This window comes from Porticoccus sp. GXU_MW_L64 (assembly GCF_052983295.1).
The window spans coordinates 158,556-175,830 of sequence record NZ_JBRKJK010000008.1; the positions used below are offsets into that span (position 1 = coordinate 158,556).

Below are 17,275 nucleotides of genomic sequence, written 5' to 3' on the forward strand. Positions count from 1 at the left end.
AACAGGCTCTACGCGAAAAGGGGCTGCAATGGTATAGTGCGCGCACTTTTAAGTCAGCCTTTTTTGCATCGGGTTAGTCGGCGATAAGCTGTTGTTTGGTCAGCCTTTGTGCTGGAGTGCCGTTATTAAACCGGCAACCTTACAGGTTGCGTTTAATAACGCGGCACAGCCGGGTTAATAGCCGCGTAAAACCGGCTTGTTTGCTGTCAAAGAGCTGATTTGTACCATTGAGGAAGTGATAAGTTATGTCTGTATTTAAACTGAAAGCGGTTGTTTTGTCCCTGCTGATCAGCGGTGTTGCGCTGGCCAGCGAGCCCCATTCTTTGATCGAGTCCATGACCGACGACCTGTTGACCGGCATGGAGCAGTATCGCGATACGGCGGACGAGAACCCCGAGCCATTCTTTACCTATCTGGAAGATCGCCTCGACGGTGTGATCGACTTCAAGTGGATTGCCAGAAATGTGATGGGCCGCTATCGCAAAACCGCCAGCGACGAGCAGCGCGCCCGTTTTGCCCAGGTGTTCCGTCGCGGCCTGGTGGAAACCTATGGCCGTGGTTTGCTGGCATACAGCAATGAGAAAATCGTGGTATTGCCCCCGGCGGGCGGCGCTGGCAAGAAGCGCGTGACCGTCAAACAGGAAATTCACGGCAAGGATAAAGTGTATCCGGTGGCGTACAGCATGGGCCGCAACAAGCAGGGCCAGTGGAAAATTGTCAATGTGGTGATCGGTGGTGTGAATCTGGGTAAAACCTTCCGCAACCAGTTCACTCAGGCGGCGCAGAAGCACGACGGTGATGTGGATAAGGTCATCGATAACTGGTCTACCAAGGTATAGTTAAAACATGAACGTTGAACAAATAAAACAGTTGCTCTCGGCCGGTCTGGAAGGTTGTGAAATCCAGGTGCAAGGGGAAGGCAGCAATATCAATGTTACCGCTGTGGGTGATATATTTGACGGCCTGCGGCCGCTGAAGCGTCAGCAATTGGTGTACGGTTTGCTGGCAGACCTGATTGCCGATGGTACGGTTCACGCGGTTAATATGACCACTCTCACCAAAGCGGAAGCGGTGGACTAAGAACACCCCCTAACCATCCCCAGGTTTACATTCCATGGATAAGCTACAGATTACCGGTGGCGAGGCGCTGAAAGGCAGCATTCGCATATCCGGTGCAAAAAACTCCGCGCTGCCCATTCTGGCCGCCTCACTGTTGACCGAAAGCCCCGTTACCATCGGCAATATTCCCCATTTGCACGACATCACCACCATGGTGGAGCTGCTCGGCTGTATGGGGGGGAATGTGGTGGTGGACGAAAAACTGGAACTGGAAATTGACTGCGGTTCCCTGCACAGCCGTACAGCGCCCTATGAACTGGTAAAAACCATGCGCGCCTCTATTCTGGTGCTGGGGCCCATGCTGGCTCGTCACGGGGTGGCCAATGTGTCTTTTCCCGGTGGTTGTGCCATCGGCAGCCGTCCGGTAGACCTTCACCTGCGCGGCCTGGAACAGATGGGCGCGAAGGTGGAAATCGAAGACGGCTATATCAAGGCCAGCAGCGATGGCCGCCTTAAGGGGGCTCACATCCTTATGGATACGGTCACCGTGGGTGGCACTGAAAACCTGATGATGGCTGCGGCCCTGGCGGACGGTACTACAATTATAGAAAACGCCGCCCGCGAGCCGGAAGTCACTGACCTGGCCAATTGCATCAACGCCTGGGGTGGTGATGTGCAGGGCGCAGGCACGGATACCATTACCATTAACGGCGTTGAAAAAATGCCCGGCGGCTACTTTCGCGTGATGCCCGACCGCATTGAAACCGGCACTTATCTGGTGGCGGCAGCCGCTACTGGCGGCTCGGTCACCGTCAAAGATACCGACCCTTCAACACTGGACGCGGTATTGCTGAAGCTGGAGGAGGCGGGGGCGGACGTTACTTCTGGCGAAGACTGGATCAAGCTGGATATGCACGGCAAGCGCCCCAAAGCGGTAAGCCTGAAAACCGCGCCATACCCCGGCTTCCCCACCGATATGCAGGCCCAGTTCACCGCCATGAACGCAGTGGCCGAAGGGGTGGGTATGGTGACGGAAACTATCTTTGAAAACCGCCTGATTCAAACCCACGAATTGAATCGTATGGGCGCCAAAATTTCCCTGGAAGGGCACACCGCCATGGTCACTGGCGTGGAGCGTTTGAAAGGCGCGCCGGTGATGGCGTCTGACCTGCGTGCCTCTGCCAGTCTGGTGATTGCCGGTCTGGTGGCGGATGGTGCCACCTTGGTGGATCGTATTTACCACATTGACCGCGGTTACGAGTGCATCGAGGAGAAGATGCAGCAGCTGGGAGCCAATATCCGGCGGATTGGGTAGTTTCTGCTGTCACCCTGAGCGTAGCGAAGACAAATTGGCAGGAAGGCCAATTTGGGCGCCAAAGGCGGTCTGAAGGACCGGGCACCATGGATGGTGTGAGTCAACCTCGCGTCCGACTTCCAGTCAACACAAAAAAAGCGCCTGATCGCAAGATCAGGCGCTTTTTTTGTGTTCAGCGAAGCTCAGATTCAGGCAGTTGCCAGCGCCTTCACCTGGGCATTCAGGCGGCTCTTGTGACGAGCGGCCTTGTTTTTGTGGATGATGCCTTTGTCGGCGATGCGGTCAATAACCGGCACGGCGGCAGTGTAGGCTTCTTGAGCGGCTGCGGCGTCACCAGCGTCAATAGCTGCATAAACTTTTTTGATGTAGGTGCGCACCATGGAGCGCAGGCCTGCATTGTGAGTGCGACGCTTGTCGTTTTGGCGTGCGCGCTTGCGTGCTTGTGGAGAGTTAGCCACTGAGTGTGCTCCTCTAAAAAATTCGGGTCAGGTTTCAAGGACGCGGCAATATACAGATTTTTCGGGTTGTGTGCAACTCTGTTTTGTTGCCCTTTTCTTGGGTTTGGGTGGTGGGGCAGATTGCGGGGGCAACATCCACGACACGCTGTGAATACGTCCCTGTAAGCTCGGATACGGCATCCGTGCCGCATACGGTCGTGGATATTCCCCCCACACTCTGCCCATCAGCTTCGGAGCACTGTATTCAGATATGAAGAGCTGGTGTGGGGATTGCTTTCTGAAACTCTGTGCGACAGGGACGTCGCACAGAAGCCTACAGGGATGCTTACTTTGAAAACGAAAGTACGGCGTGTTTCAGAAAGTAATCCCCATGCCAGCTCGCCACTCAAGTTAAAACGCCTTGTAGATATTCGCCTCCAACGTACAATCCCTCCATGGATTCTGCACAACAAAAACAACAAATCACTACCAGACGCCGCAGTTTGCTCGGCTCCAGCCTGATTACCGGCTCCATGACCATGATGTCGCGGGTGTTGGGGTTGGTGCGGGATATTGTATTTGCCCAGACTATTGGTGCCGGGGGCAGTGCAGATTCCTTTTTTCTGGCGTTTAAAATTCCCAATTTTCTGCGCCGCCTGTTTGCGGAAGGGGCGTTTGCCCAGGCGTTTGTGCCGGTGCTGAACGAATACCATGAAAAGGGCGGTGTGGCGGCGGTAAAAGAGCTGGTGAACCGGGTGGCGGCGTCGCTGGGTTCAGTGGTGTTGGTGCTGACAATCCTGGTGGTGGTGTTTGCGCCGCAGCTGGGGTCGCTGTTGGCCTACGGGTTTACGTACAGCGGTGATGGCGATAAAGCAGAATTGGTGGGCGAACTGCTGCGCATTACCTTTCCCTACCTGTTTTTTATCTCCATGGCGGGGATGCTGGGGGGAATTCTCAACAGCTATGACCGCTTTGCCGTGCCCGCGTTTGCGCCGGTGCTGTTGAATGTATGCATGATTGCTGCGGCCTTTATCGGGGTGGCTTATTTTGACGTGCCGGAGCTGGCATTGGCCTGGGGGGTGTTTGTGGCGGGGGCGCTGCAAATGCTGTTCCAGATGCCGTTTCTGATGCGGCTGCATTTGCTGCCGACACCACAGTGGGACTGGCGTCACCCGGGGGTCAAGAAAATCCTGCTATTGATGGCCCCGGCTATTTTTGGGGTTTCCATCAGCCAGATAAACCTGCTGCTGGATCAGGTGCTGGCGGCCTTTATGCAAGATGGGGCGGTGGGCTGGCTGTATTACTCAGACCGCCTGTATGAGTTGCCCCTGGGAGTGTTTGGGGTGGCCATTGCCACGGTGATTTTGCCCAGCCTGTCGCGGCAGCATACCGCTGGCAGTGGCGAAAAATTTGATGCCACCCTGGGTTGGGCCATGCGCAGTGTGCTGTATATAGCGGTTCCCGCTATGGTGGCGCTGTTTATGCTGGCGGAGCCGCTGATTACCACCTTGTTCAAATCCGACAAGTTCGACGCCCGGGATATTGCCATGGCGGTGTTAAGCCTGCGCGCCTATGCCCTTGGGCTGGTGGCTTTCATGCTCACCAAAGTGCTTGCCACCGGTTACTTCTCACGGCAAGACATGAAAACCCCGGTACGCATTGGCATTATTGCCATGGTCACCAATATGGTGTTCAACCTGGCACTGGCCATCCCCCTGGAATTTTACTGGGGTGAGGGTGGCAAAGGCCATGTGGGGCTGGCTTTGGCCACTACGTTGTCAGCCATTCTCAATGCCGGTTTGTTGTATCGCGGGCTGCGCAAGCAGGGTGTTTACAAACCCCATCCGGGACGAGGGCGTTTTGCCGTTACGCTGTTGCTGGCAACAGCGGTAATGGCGCTTACCCTGTACGGCTTTAACCAGTGGTTTACCGGTTGGCAGGATTGGCTGTGGTGGCAACGGGCATACCATGTGTTGATTGTCTGCGGTGCTGGTTTGGCTGTTTACCTCGGGGCTTTATTTGCCGGTGGTGTTCGCCTTAAACAGCTGAAGGTGCAAAGTGGCTGAAACGCCGATTTTTTCTGTCCTCCGTCTTCTGTCCCCTGTCCTCTGCCTGCTATACTCGCCGGTTTTGACGGTCAGACAGGCCACCTGTGTCTAGTCATTCGCAGCAATTTATTCGCGGTATTCACAACCTGCCAATTAAAGATGATGGCAGTGTGGTGACTATTGGCTCGTTCGACGGTATTCATGTGGGGCATCAGGCGATTCTTCAACAATTGCGGGAAGAATCAAAGCGACTGGGTTTGCCTTCGGTGGTGGTAATTTTTGAGCCCCAGCCGAGGGAGTTCTTTGGTGGTGAGTTTGGTGGCGAGCAGGTGCCGGCGCGCTTGATGCGTTTGCGGGAGAAAGTCACCGGTCTGTTTGCTCAGGGAATTGACCGGGTGTGCTGCCTGCAATTTAACGCTCGCTTCCGCAGCCTCACGGCCAGGGAATTTGTTCAACAGGTTTTGTGGCAGGGGTTAAAGGTACGCAGCCTGATTATTGGCGACGATTTTCGCTTTGGTTGCGACCGCGATGGGGATTTTGCCCTGTTGCAACAGGTGGGCAGTGAACAGGGCTTTGCGGTCCAGGATACCCGCACGGTCAGTCGCAACAATGAACGCATCAGCAGTACCCGGGTGCGTCGGGAACTGGATGCGGCCAACTTTGACGAAGTGGCAGCGTTGTTGGGCAAGCCATACCGCATCAGCGGTCGGGTGGTTCGCGGCCAGCAGCTGGGCCGCCAACTGGGGGTGCCAACGGCCAATATGCACTTGCACCGCTATCGGGCACCGTTGAGTGGTGTGTTTGCCGTTGAAGTATCGGTTGCCGGGTTGCAATTGCACGGTGTGGCCAATGTGGGGGTGCGCCCCACGGTGGAAGAAAGCGTCAAGCCGATACTGGAAGTGCACCTGTTTAACTGGAACGGTGACATTTACGGCCAGCGAATGATCGTAACCTTCCGCCACAAAATTCGCGAAGAAATGAAATTTGCCTCGCTGCCGGAATTGCAGGGAGCCATCGCAAACGATATTGAACAGGCAAGGGAATATTTTCGAAGTAGGGTGGATTAGCGCAGCGTAATCCACCATAAATGAAAAATCCGGTGGATTACGGCTGCGCCTAATCCGCCCTACAAACACAATATATTCAGATTTATGACCGACTACAAAAGCACATTAAACCTGCCAAAAACTGCTTTCCCCATGAAGGCAAACCTGGCCCAGCGTGAGCCGGGTATGCTGAAGGCGTGGCAGCACAAAGGCATTTACGAAAAAATCCGCGCAGCCCGCGCCGGTCGCGACCCGTTTATCCTTCACGATGGCCCCCCCTACGCCAATGGCGATATTCATATCGGTCACGCGGTGAACAAAATTCTCAAGGACATTGTGGTCAAGTCGCGCACCCTGAGCGGCTTTGACGCGCCCTATATCCCCGGCTGGGATTGCCACGGCCTGCCCATCGAGCACAAGGTGGAAACCAAAAAAGGCAAGGCCGGGGTCAAGCTGCCGCACAAGGCGTTCCGGGAGGAATGCCGCAAATACGCCCAGCGCCAGGTAGAAGGGCAGAAAAAAGACTTTATCCGCCTCGGCGTACTGGGTGAGTGGGACAACCCCTACCTGACCATGGATTACCCGTTCGAGGCGGATATTATTCGCTCCCTGGGCAAGATTATCGCCAATGGCCACCTCACCAAAGGCTACAAGCCGGTGTACTGGAGTGTGGTGGGTGGCTCTGCCCTGGCGGAAGCAGAGGTGGAGTATCAGGACAAGACCTCGTTCTCCATCGATGTGGCTTACCCGGCGGTGAATCAGGCGGGGTTTGCCAAAGCGCTGAATGCAGAAGGTGAAGGCGAAATCGCTGCGGTAATCTGGACCACCACCCCCTGGACATTGCCTTCCAGCCTGGCGGTATCTCTGCACGCCGAACTCGACTACGTATTGGTGCAGGTTGAGCGCAACGGCACACTGCAGCGCCTGTTACTGGCAGAAGCGCTGGTGGAATCCGTATTGGCTCGCTGGGGCGTAGAAGCTCATACCGTTGTTGGTCGCTGCAAGGGTGCAGCCCTGGAGAACCAATTGCTGCAACACCCGTTCTATGAGCGTCAGCTTCCGGTCATTCTCGGCGATCACGTTACCACCGATGCCGGTACCGGTGCGGTACACACCGCCCCGGACCACGGTGCGGAAGACTTTGTGGTGGCGAAAAAATACGGCATCGAAACCGTCAACAACATCGACGACAGCGGTCTGTTTCGCGACAAAGTAGAATTGTTTGCCGGTGAGCACGTTTACAAAGTTGATCAGAAAGTGGTGGATTTGCTGGCAGAAAATGGCCGCCTGCTGGCCCAGAGCAAACTGGTGCACAGTTACCCCCATTGCTGGCGCACCAAAACCCCGTTGATTTTCCGCGCTACGCCCCAGTGGTTTGTCAGCATGGATAAAAAAGGCTTGTTGGAACAGTGCCAACAAGCGGCGGACGAGGTTCAGTGGCTGCCCGGTTGGGGCAAGGCCCGCATCGATTCCATGCTGGATGGCAGCCCGGACTGGTGTATTTCCCGCCAGCGCACCTGGGGTGTGCCTATCGCCGTTTTTGCCCACAAGGAAACCGGCGACTTGCACCCGGATACTTCACGCCTGATTGAAGAAGTGGCCCTGCGGGTGGAAAAAGACGGTATGGATGCCTGGTACGACCTGGATGCCAGCGAGTTGCTGGGTGCCGATGCGGACAACTACCAGAAAGTGACCGATACCCTGGATGTGTGGTTCGATTCCGGTGTTACACACAACGCGGTTATTAACCGCAGGGGCAACCTGAGATTCCCGGCAGACTTGTATCTGGAAGGCTCTGACCAACATCGCGGCTGGTTTCAGTCATCCTTAAAAACCTCCATCGCCATGAATGGCGTAGCGCCTTACAAAACCGTACTGACCCACGGTTTTACCGTAGATGCGGACGGCCGCAAAATGTCTAAATCTCTGGGCAATACGGTAGCCCCGCAAAAGGTGATGAACGAGCTGGGTGCGGATGTGCTGCGCCTGTGGGTGGCGGCCACGGATTTCAGTACCGAGATGAATGTGTCCGACGAAATCCTCAAGCGCACCTCCGACTCCTACCGCCGTATTCGCAACACTGCCCGTTATTTTCTCTCCAATCTCGACGGTTTTGATCCCGCCGAGCATGTGGTAAAAGCGCAAGATATGCTGGCGTTGGACCAGTGGGCGGTCAGTGTGACTGCGCAATTGCAGGAAGAACTAAAGGCCGCCTACGACAGTTACAACTTCCACCTGATTTACCAGAAAGTGCACAACTTCTGCGTCAACGAAATGGGCGGTGTGTATCTGGATATCATCAAAGATCGCATTTACACCGGCAAAAGCGACAGCCTGGCGCGGCGTTCGGCACAGACCGCGCTGTTTCATATTGCCGAAGCCTTTACCCGCTGGGTGGCGCCGATTCTGAGTTTTACCGCTGACGAAATCTGGGGCTTTTTACCCGGCGAACGAGATGAATCCGTATTGCTGGCAGAGTGGTACGAACTGCCGCAAGTGGCAGATGCGCGCCTGAGTGCAGAACAATGGCAGCAGTTAATTGCAGTAAAAGAAGCCGTCAACAAAGCCATTGAAGCCAGCCGCAATAACGGTGTGATCAAAGCCGGCCTGGAAGCCGAGGTGACTTTGTACGCGGAGCCGCGATTGCAGGCCACTTTGGAAATGCTGGGTGACGAACTGCGTTTTGTGTTGATTACCTCCGGGGTAACCGTCGAGCCATTGGAAAAAGCCGGTGAAATCGCGGCCAGCGAATTGCCCGGTTTGGGCGTGGTGCTGGCCCGCTCCGGCCACGCAAAATGCGAACGCTGCTGGCACTTCCGCGAAGACGTGGGCAGCCACAGCGAACACCCCACCATTTGTGGGCGCTGTGTGGAAAATGCCTTTGGTGAGGGTGAGGCCAGAGCATTTGCCTGACTCTTGCCTGACTCTGGTGGTGGATTACGCTGCGCTAATCCACCCTACGTCCATTTGCAACACACCGTAGGGTGGATTAGCGCAGCGTAATCCACCGTGTAATCAGAGAAGTTAAATGAACTTCAAACAAGCACGCCCCTGGTACCTGCTGGCATTGGCGGTGGTTATTCTCGATCAGCTCACCAAGCACTGGGCTGTTGCCGACTTGCAACTCTATCGCCCGGTGGAAGTGACCTTCTTTTTCAATCTCACCCTGGCCTATAACCCCGGTGCGGCATTCAGCTTTCTCGCCGATGCAGAGGGTTGGCAGCGCTGGTTTTTTGCCGGTTTGTCAGCGGCGGTATCGGTAGCGCTGGTTATCTGGATCAGCAAGCTCAAGCGAGCCGAGCGTTTGCTGGCCATCGCTCTGGGCCTGGTGCTGGGGGGCGCAGTGGGCAACCTTTACGACAGGGTTGTGCTGGGCCAGGTGGTGGATTTTCTCGATTTTCACTGGCAGGGCCGCCACTTCCCCACATTTAATATCGCCGATTCCGCCATATCCATCGGCGCGGTATTGCTGGTGTGGGAAACTTTGTTTGGCAAAAGTACCAAGGAATCTGCCGATGACTGAGTGCATTGGCGAAGGGACAACAGTCACCCTGCACTTTTCCCTGAGTTTGGACGATGGCCAGCTGGTTGACTCCAACTTCGACGCAGAACCCGCCACCTTTACGGTGGGTGATGGCAGTTTGTTGCCGGGGTTTGAGCAATCCTTGTTTGGCCTTAAAGCCGCCGAAAAAAGACAATTTACTGTGGCGCCGGAAAATGGCTTCGGCCAGCCCAATCCCAACAATATTCAACAGGTGGGTCGCGCCAGTTTCGCTGCGGACACCCAGCTGGAAACCGGCCTGGTGATGACCTTTCTGGACGCCAATAAAGTGGAGGTGCCCGGTGTGGTCACGGGTTTTGACGAAAAAACCGTAACCGTGGATTTCAATCACCCACTGGCCGGGCGTACCATTCTGTTTGATGTTCATATTCTGTCGGTAACTGCACCATGACTGCTGCCATTAAATTAGCCAATCCCCGTGGTTTTTGTGCTGGCGTTGACCGCGCTATTGATATCGTCGAGCGCGCCCTGGACAAATTTGGTGCCCCTATCTATGTGCGTCACGAAGTGGTGCACAACAAATACGTGGTGGATAACCTGCGCGAACGCGGTGTGGTGTTTGTGGACGAACTCCATGAGGTGCCGGACGATGTGATTGTTATTTTCAGCGCCCATGGTGTCTCCAAAGCGGTGCGCACCGAGGCGGATCGTCGCAGCCTGAAAGTGTTTGACGCCACCTGCCCACTGGTCACCAAAGTGCATATGGAGGTGATGAAGTACAGTCGCGATGGCTGTGAATGCGTGCTTATTGGCCACGCCGGTCACCCGGAAGTGGAGGGCACCATTGGCCAGTACGACCGCTCTGCCGGTGGCGATATTTACCTGGTGGAAGATGAGGCAGATGTGGCCGCACTGGAAGTGCGCAACCCGGATATGCTCGCCTACGTCACCCAGACCACCTTGTCCATGGACGACACCGCAAAGGTGATCGACGCCCTGCGCGCCAGATTCCCCAAAATTCATGGCCCCCGCAAAGACGATATTTGCTACGCCACCCAAAACCGCCAGGATGCCGTCAAACAGCTGGCCCTGGAGTGCGACCTGGTGCTGGTGGTGGGCTCGCCAAACAGCTCCAATTCCAATCGTTTGCGTGAATTGGCAGAGCGCTGTGGCAGCGCCGCCTACTTGATCGATTGCGAGCAGGATATACAACCCGGCTGGCTGCAAGGTAAAACCGGTATCGGCATTACCGCCGGAGCCAGTGCGCCAGAGCTGCTGGTGGAAGCGGTGATCGCCCGCCTGCGCGAACTGGGTGCCAGCGCCCCCGAAGAACTCAATGGCGAGCCAGAGAATATTCGTTTCTCCGTCCCCAAAGAGCTCCGAGCGTAAATACGGCCTTTCATCCTGAGCGCAGCGAAGGATCTCACAGTTCGCGGCTAACAGAGAGATCCTTCGCTGCGCTCAGGATGACAATCTTGCTGGATCTACTCGCAGCCCGTAGCTTTCCTTCAAAATCGCCTAAATTTGCCCCTAACTCATACTTTCTGCTGAATGGCTTGTCGCTGTTTATCAACCGCTCATCCTGTTTGCCAAATCGTCAAGAGTTACCGGTCTGGCAACTGCCACCAATAGTCAGTTGGTGCGGGTGCCTCTACAGTCAATCCACTAAAGTAGCGGCATGAAAAATTTACCCCAAAACCCGCCCCGGCAAACCGGCTTTACGCTGATTGAGCTGATGATTACGGTGCTGATTCTCGCCATTCTGGTGGGCGTTGGCGTCCCGGCCATGAACAACTTCCTCAATAGCAACCGCCTGACCGCCCACACCAGTGCGTTGAAACAAGCCATTCAATACGCCCGCAGCGAGGCGGTGTCGAAAAATCAGGATGTGAGTATTTGTGCCAGTTCCAATGGGGTGGCCTGTACCGGCAACTGGAATCAGGGCTGGATTGTGCGCCAGGATTCCGACGGCAGCGTACTGCGGGTTTGGAATGGCTTGTCAGACAATTCCACCATTTCCACCATTAGCGGTGGTGCCACTATTACCTTCTCCTCAACAGGGGATACCGATGCGTCAGTTACCTTCCAGATCAATGACCCCACGGGTTCCAGTGCCGCCAGGCACGCTCGTCGCTTGCAGGTAAATAACGTCGGTTGGGTGACCGTAACCAGAGGTGGAGCTTCGTAATGCAACAAAGATCGTTAACCCTGCAGCAATGTCGCGGCGCCACCATGATAGAGGCGCTGATTGCCCTGATTGTACTCGCTATCGGCTTGCTGGGGGTGTTGGGTATGCAGGCGGAAGGCAGCAAGGCCAATCAGCGGGGTATGTTCGCTACCCAGGCGGCGTTTTTGGCGCAAAGCATGGCGGACCGGATTCGAATTAACGATGCCCCTGTTGCTGCTACAGGCACCAGCAGCGGTCGTTACGACGGTACGGATACCGGAGGTAATCCAACGTCACCTGCCTACAGTGGTGGTACCGATTGCGCCAGTTCTGCCTGTGGCTCCCCTGCTCTATTGGTTTTTGACCAGTCTCAATGGGAGCGGGAACTGGAAACCCAAATTCCGTCAGGGCAGGGTGCCATTGCCTGGGATAACGCCACGCAAACTTATACGGTATCTGTTATCTGGCAAGTGCGCACAGATAACGACGGTGACGGTAATGATCGTGCCGACAGTATCAACGTCAGTCGCGAAGATTGTGGCGCTATTGACCCACCCCAGGGTTTTGCCTGTTATCGCATGGAGGTGCGTCCATGAACCGTTTACAGCGTTTTTCACCACAAACAGCAAAAGGCTTGTCACTGGTTGAGTTGATGGTTTCTGTGGGCATGGTGGCTATTATTTTGGCTGGCGTGGTGAGGCTGTACGCAGATTCCCACCGCACCTCCCTGGCCAATGAGGGTGTCGCCCGCACCCAGGAAGGGATTCGCTATGTGCTGGACCATATTAGCCGGACGGCAGCAAGGGCGGGGTATATGGGGTGTGCGCAATTTGTTCCTCAAGGTAGTGGCGATCGGCCTAATCTGGAGAATTTTATAGACACCTCAACAAATACAGGCCGGTTGTATGACTTTGAAGATGGGCCTGTGTTTGGTACCAATAATGATGGATTAAATGGCAGTGATGTATTGGTTTTACGTTCTGCAATCACAGGCTCAGGTGTAAGGGTAAATAATTCGAATGATAGCTCGGTCACGGTAGATGCCGATGAACTGTCAGATTCTGGTATAGAACGTGGCGATGTGGTGATTGTTAGCGATTGTGCCAGGATCAGTGTTTTTATGGTTACCAATGACCCGGAAAGTAGCAATGTTTTGCAACACGCCATTACCACGATTAATGATGTTTCAAATATCAACATCCCTGATAGCCGCAGGATCAGCAATATCGAAAACGAAAACATATTTAATAGCAACAGTCTGGCAATGCTGTTTCCGGCCACTGGAGCCAGTGTTGCCTACAGTATTGAGACCAGTGCCGGGGCGACTACCGAATGCAGCAACGCCAACCCGGAGTCCTGTGCGTTGTTCTCCAACGGTCAAGAGTTGCTACAGGGAGTAGAGAATCTGCAGGTACGTTTTGGTGAACGCAGCGATAACTCTGTGCAATACCGGGATCCGGGCGTAGGGGTTGATTGGCAGGAAGTGGTCAGTGTCGAGATAAACTTGACCATCAACTCCGTCGACCGGGCGTTTAGCCGCCAGGATGGTGTGGCCGGGGGTGGTGATGGATTGGTTCGCAAAAATGTCACCCATGTTGTTGCACTGCGCAACGGTGTTCTTTAAAGGCGGGAGCTGGATATGAATTTACCAACCAAACAAGGCGGTGCTGCTCTGATTGTTTGCCTGGTTGTGCTGCTGGTGATGTCGGTTATTGGCGTTACCTCAGTCTCCAATTCCACCATACAACAACGAATGGCATTTAATTTACAGCAACAGCAATTGGCAGAAAACGCCGCAGAACACGCCTTGCGAGCGGCTGAATCTTATATCGCAGATACCATTACATCCCGGCCTGCACTGCAAACTTTTTCCCAGGACGGAAACCGTGGCAGAAACTTTTTTATGCTGGTGCTTGAAGGAACACAAAGAGATAACCCCGCTGCGATTTGGGACTTTTCAGATGTTTCGTTGTGGAACACAGGTAGCGGCATTGCCGTTCCGGGTTTGACCGACGATGTGACCTCCCAGGACCCGCGCTACGTTATCGAGTATGTCGGCTGGTCAGAAGAATCAGCCCTGGGTGATAACGAAAGTGGCAATTCACGCCAAATCCGTGTGGCATCACAGCAAAACCGACCTGTTAATTTTCGCTACAGGTTCCGCATTACGGCCATTGGTTGGGGAGTAGACCCCAATGCCTACTCCATTCTTCAAACTACGTATCAGACAATTCGAATTACAGACAGCAATGGATAAACCTGCTGTGAGGTATGACATGATGAAAAAAGCAAAGAAAATAACAGCACTTGCAGCCAGTGTTGCCATGGTTTTGCAACCGGTTGCAGTAATGGCTGCTCCCGGTACCCTGTCGCAGGATCCTCTGTTTATCGGCACGAATGTGCAGCCAAACATTCTGTTTGTGATGGACGACTCCGGCAGTATGGACTGGGAAATTTTAAAGTCCGCCGGAGCACTGGTGGATCACCCAACAACTCGGAACAGTGGTAATCTCGACTTCTCACCTGACAACAATATCGATGATTATGAGCTGTGCGCAGGCTATAACGTTATGGCCTACGACCCATCCCGCACCTATACACCCTGGATCGGGCTGGATGAAGACGATGTGGCTTATTCTGACAGAACGTTAGCAACAGCTTTAAATAACCCATACGATAATGATGACACTGATGATGTCAGTAGTCATGTCTACTTTGTGTGGAATGATGCCGACAATAATAATGTGTATGCTGAAGGTGAATGCCCGGACCTGGATGCGGCGTTTAATGACGGCAGTGCAGACGTCCTCGCCGCCTGTGCAGCTACTGCGGGCTGTGTTGTGGTCGCTGACGATCTGGGTGCAGATGCACAGCAAAACTACGCCAACTGGTACAGCTATTATCGCAAAAGAGAATATGTGGCGAAGCGAGCGCTTTCAGAAGTTATTGATCAATCTACTGCCAGAATGGGTTTGGCCACTCTTCATAACAATAATACGGTAGGCACACCCATTCGTGATGTAGACAACATTACCCTGCCGGTAGATTCAACCGCCAATACCAACAAAGACAACCTTGCAGACAGCCTGTTTAATATTAATTCTTCCGGTGGTACACCGTTGCGTCTGGCATTGGAGCGAGCCGGTAATTATTTTGAGGAGGGTGTAACCACGGGCGTCAATACTTTGTTTGGTGCGACTCCGCCCGCCGATAGCGAGACTCTGTCTGACACCCCTATCTTTACCGATGCAAATGGTGGTGCCTGCCAGAAAAACTTTACCGTGTTGCTGTCTGATGGTTTTTGGAACGGTGGCAGTCCCTCCGTAGGTAATACAGATGGTCCGGGCGCAGGCAATACCGCCTTTGACGGTGGCTCTTACGCCGATGCATTCAGCAATACTCTGGCTGATGTGGCAATGGACTTTTATGAACGAGACCTTGCCCCCAGCCTTGCGGACGAATTAACAACGTCGACCATTGACCCTAACCCGGCCCAGCATATGGTGACTTACACAGTGGCCTTTGGTGTAAATGGTACTGTAGCTGCCAACCCGACTGATGCGGCAGCAGAATTTACCTGGCCTCAGCCAACAGCAAACGCCAATACCACCACGGACGATATGCGCCATGCGGCATGGAACGGCCGTGGCGAATTTTTAAGTGCCGCAGACCCCCAGGAACTGATCGATTCCTTTAATGACGCGCTGAGCGATATTCAAAGCCGGGTGTCTTCGGCGGCCTCGGTGTCCTTTAACTCCACCAGCCTGGATAACGGCGCCTTGCTGTTTCGTGCGGAATTTAACCCCGCCGGTTGGTCTGGCGATATTCGTGCGCTGTCCGTAACCAGTGCGGGTATTGGTGCCGCGCAATGGAGTGCGGCCGCTGGATTAAACAGCGCTGCCACCACCGCAAATGGCCGGGAAATTATTACTTATAACGGCACCCAGGGCGTTGCTTTCCGCTGGCCAGCAGATCATAACTCGCCCACCAATACCGAGCTGTCTGCGGCGCAGGTGTCGGATTTGACCTTTGGTATTACTGACCCGACGGAAGAATCTGCCTTCGGCCTGGATTTGTTGAATTACCTGCGCGGCGACTTTTCGCAAGAGCAGCAACAAACCGACGACATTCGCCAGTTCCGCAATCGCCTGGGAAGCCGTCTGGGAGATATTGTTCACTCCGCCCCGGTTTTTGTGGGCACACCAAACGCTCGCTATCCGGATGATATTGCCGGTAGCAACAACCCCTACTCCGATTTTGTAGGCAACAACAGCAGTCGCCGGCAAATGATTTATGTGGGCGCCAACGACGGCATGTTGCATGGCTTCGATGCCAACAGCGGTGCGGAAGTATTCGCCTACCTTCCCGAGTTTTTATTTTCCAGCAGCAGCGCCCGTCAAGGGCTGCACTATTTGGCGGATGACGACTACGCGCACCGCAGCTATGTGGACCTGACACCCACCGCGCAGGATGTGTTTGTGAATGGCAACTGGCGCACCTACCTGGCTGGCGGGGCTCGCGCAGGGGGGCAGGGGGTGTATGTTCTTGACGTAACCAGTCCTGGCGCCCTTGCCAATGCAGAGAGCAATGCCGACAACATTGTTGTTGCCGAACTGGACAGCGGTGACGATGCCGACCTGGGCTTTACCTACAGTCAGATCACCATTGCGCTTATGAATAATGGCCGTTGGGCGGCAATTTTTGGCAATGGCTATAACAATACCGGCAGTGGCACGGCACAGATTTTTATTCTCTACCTGGACGATGGTACCCATATCAAACTGGATACCGGAGTGGGTGATAACGATCCAGATACCGCAATAGACAACAATGGTATGTCCACTCCGGAAGTGCTCGACCTGGATAATGACGGCACTGTTGATCGCATTTACGCCGGTGACGTACTGGGCAATATGTGGGCCTTTGATATTTCATCAAGTGACTCAGATGCCTGGGGCAGCGCTTATGGCAGTGCACCGGTTTATACACCATTCTTTGTGGCAGGGGATTCCCAGCCAATTACTTCCAAGCCGTCGGTGGATGCACACCCGCTTCGCAGTTTGCGGGCCACGTCACCCAACCTGCTTGTGACCTTTGGTACTGGCCAATATCTGACGGATTCCGATATTTCCAGTTCCGATGTGCAAACCTTTTATGGGGTTTGGGATGCCGGAGTAGGGAACCTGAACAGAAGTAATCTGGTGCAGCAAACCATTACTGATACCACATTGGACGATGGTACGGTTGTGCGCACCAACACTACCAATACGGTCAACTATAATTTGCAGGCAGCTGACGAATTGGGTTGGTTTATCAACTTGCCCACCCCGGGAAGTGTTGCTGAACGCAATGTGGTGGACCCGGCGATTCTCGGCCCCATCGTTTTCTTCAATACCCTGATACCCGAGGGTGCCCAGTGCGCCTTTGGTGGTACCGGTTTCTTGATGAATGTGGATTTGCTCACCGGTGGTCAGCCCCGATTCCAGGTAATTGATATACCCAATAACAACGGTGTGTATTCCGGTATTGAATCAACGGGTGTGCCCACTGCACCGACCTTTGTTTCCAACAGAGATGCGGATTCAGGCCGCGATGCCACCCGCTATGTAAATACCAGCCGGGGTGTTGACGAAAGCAATATTGGCTTTGGTGATAATACCTCCAGCCGTACATCCTGGACGAATCTGACCAGATAACAGTT

The 17,275-nt window shown here is 54.4% G+C and carries 15 protein-coding genes; 14 read left to right on the forward strand and 1 reads right to left on the reverse strand.

Annotation, left to right across the window (positions count from 1 at the left end; translation table 11 throughout):
* Positions 1–245 precede the first annotated feature (245 nt).
* Genes ACVBEJ_RS08410 through murA form a run of 3 tightly spaced genes read left to right on the forward strand, consistent with a single transcriptional unit; the run spans position 246 to position 2,374 of the window.
* Complete coding sequence (locus ACVBEJ_RS08410; protein WP_447129174.1) at positions 246–839, forward strand: MlaC/ttg2D family ABC transporter substrate-binding protein; 594 nt, start codon at positions 246–248, stop codon at positions 837–839.
* 7 nt (positions 840–846) lie between these two features.
* Positions 847–1,080, forward strand: coding sequence for a BolA family protein (locus ACVBEJ_RS08415; RefSeq protein WP_447129175.1), 234 nt, complete (start codon positions 847–849; stop codon positions 1,078–1,080).
* Positions 1,081–1,114: 34 nt separating this feature from the next.
* Entirely contained in the window at positions 1,115–2,374 is a 1,260-nt protein-coding gene (murA, locus tag ACVBEJ_RS08420; RefSeq protein ID WP_447129176.1) for a UDP-N-acetylglucosamine 1-carboxyvinyltransferase, read from the forward strand.
* Between the two features lie 188 nt (positions 2,375–2,562).
* On the opposite strand, the gene rpsT is transcribed toward murA, so the two are convergent.
* Positions 2,563–2,832 (reverse strand): 30S ribosomal protein S20, encoded by a 270-nt coding sequence (rpsT, locus tag ACVBEJ_RS08425; RefSeq protein ID WP_447129177.1) that lies wholly within the window; start codon positions 2,830–2,832, stop codon positions 2,563–2,565.
* A 434-nt stretch (positions 2,833–3,266) separates the two neighbouring features.
* Here rpsT and murJ point away from each other — a divergent pair, with 434 nt between their 5' ends.
* The 11 genes from murJ to ACVBEJ_RS08480 all read left to right on the forward strand — a co-directional run bounded on the left by murJ (position 3,267) and on the right by ACVBEJ_RS08480 (position 17,270).
* Positions 3,267–4,877, forward strand: coding sequence for a murein biosynthesis integral membrane protein MurJ (gene murJ / locus ACVBEJ_RS08430; protein ID WP_447129178.1), 1,611 nt, complete (start codon positions 3,267–3,269; stop codon positions 4,875–4,877).
* Positions 4,878–4,963: 86 nt separating this feature from the next.
* Entirely contained in the window at positions 4,964–5,926 is a 963-nt protein-coding gene (gene ribF, locus ACVBEJ_RS08435; RefSeq protein ID WP_447129179.1) for a bifunctional riboflavin kinase/FAD synthetase, read from the forward strand.
* Between the two features lie 84 nt (positions 5,927–6,010).
* On the forward strand, positions 6,011–8,818 hold the full coding sequence (gene ileS / locus ACVBEJ_RS08440) for an isoleucine--tRNA ligase (protein WP_447129180.1): 2,808 nt from the start codon (positions 6,011–6,013) through the stop codon (positions 8,816–8,818).
* Between the two features lie 115 nt (positions 8,819–8,933).
* Entirely contained in the window at positions 8,934–9,428 is a 495-nt protein-coding gene (lspA, locus tag ACVBEJ_RS08445) for a signal peptidase II (protein ID WP_447129181.1), read from the forward strand.
* Positions 9,421–9,858 carry an FKBP-type peptidyl-prolyl cis-trans isomerase gene (fkpB, locus tag ACVBEJ_RS08450; RefSeq protein ID WP_447129182.1) on the forward strand — a complete coding sequence of 146 codons (438 nt, stop codon included), beginning with the start codon at positions 9,421–9,423 and terminating at the stop codon, positions 9,856–9,858. The genes lspA and fkpB overlap by 8 nt, the downstream gene beginning before the upstream one ends.
* Positions 9,855–10,796, forward strand: coding sequence for a 4-hydroxy-3-methylbut-2-enyl diphosphate reductase (ispH, locus tag ACVBEJ_RS08455; protein WP_447129183.1), 942 nt, complete (start codon positions 9,855–9,857; stop codon positions 10,794–10,796). The genes fkpB and ispH overlap by 4 nt, the downstream gene beginning before the upstream one ends.
* 289 nt (positions 10,797–11,085) lie before the next feature.
* Complete coding sequence (locus ACVBEJ_RS08460) at positions 11,086–11,595, forward strand: GspH/FimT family pseudopilin (protein WP_447129184.1); 510 nt, start codon at positions 11,086–11,088, stop codon at positions 11,593–11,595.
* A complete protein-coding gene (pilV, locus tag ACVBEJ_RS08465; protein WP_447129185.1) occupies positions 11,595–12,170 on the forward strand; it encodes a type IV pilus modification protein PilV in 576 nt (191 codons plus the stop codon). The genes ACVBEJ_RS08460 and pilV overlap by 1 nt, the downstream gene beginning before the upstream one ends.
* On the forward strand, positions 12,167–13,198 hold the full coding sequence (locus ACVBEJ_RS08470; RefSeq protein ID WP_447129186.1) for a PilW family protein: 1,032 nt from the start codon (positions 12,167–12,169) through the stop codon (positions 13,196–13,198). The genes pilV and ACVBEJ_RS08470 overlap by 4 nt, the downstream gene beginning before the upstream one ends.
* Before the next feature lie 15 nt (positions 13,199–13,213).
* Positions 13,214–13,831 carry a pilus assembly PilX family protein gene (locus tag ACVBEJ_RS08475; RefSeq protein ID WP_447129187.1) on the forward strand — a complete coding sequence of 206 codons (618 nt, stop codon included), beginning with the start codon at positions 13,214–13,216 and terminating at the stop codon, positions 13,829–13,831.
* 22 nt (positions 13,832–13,853) lie between these two features.
* Positions 13,854–17,270, forward strand: a complete 3,417-nt coding sequence (locus ACVBEJ_RS08480) for a pilus assembly protein (protein WP_447129188.1) — start codon at positions 13,854–13,856, stop codon at positions 17,268–17,270.
* Positions 17,271–17,275: the final 5 nt, after the last annotated feature.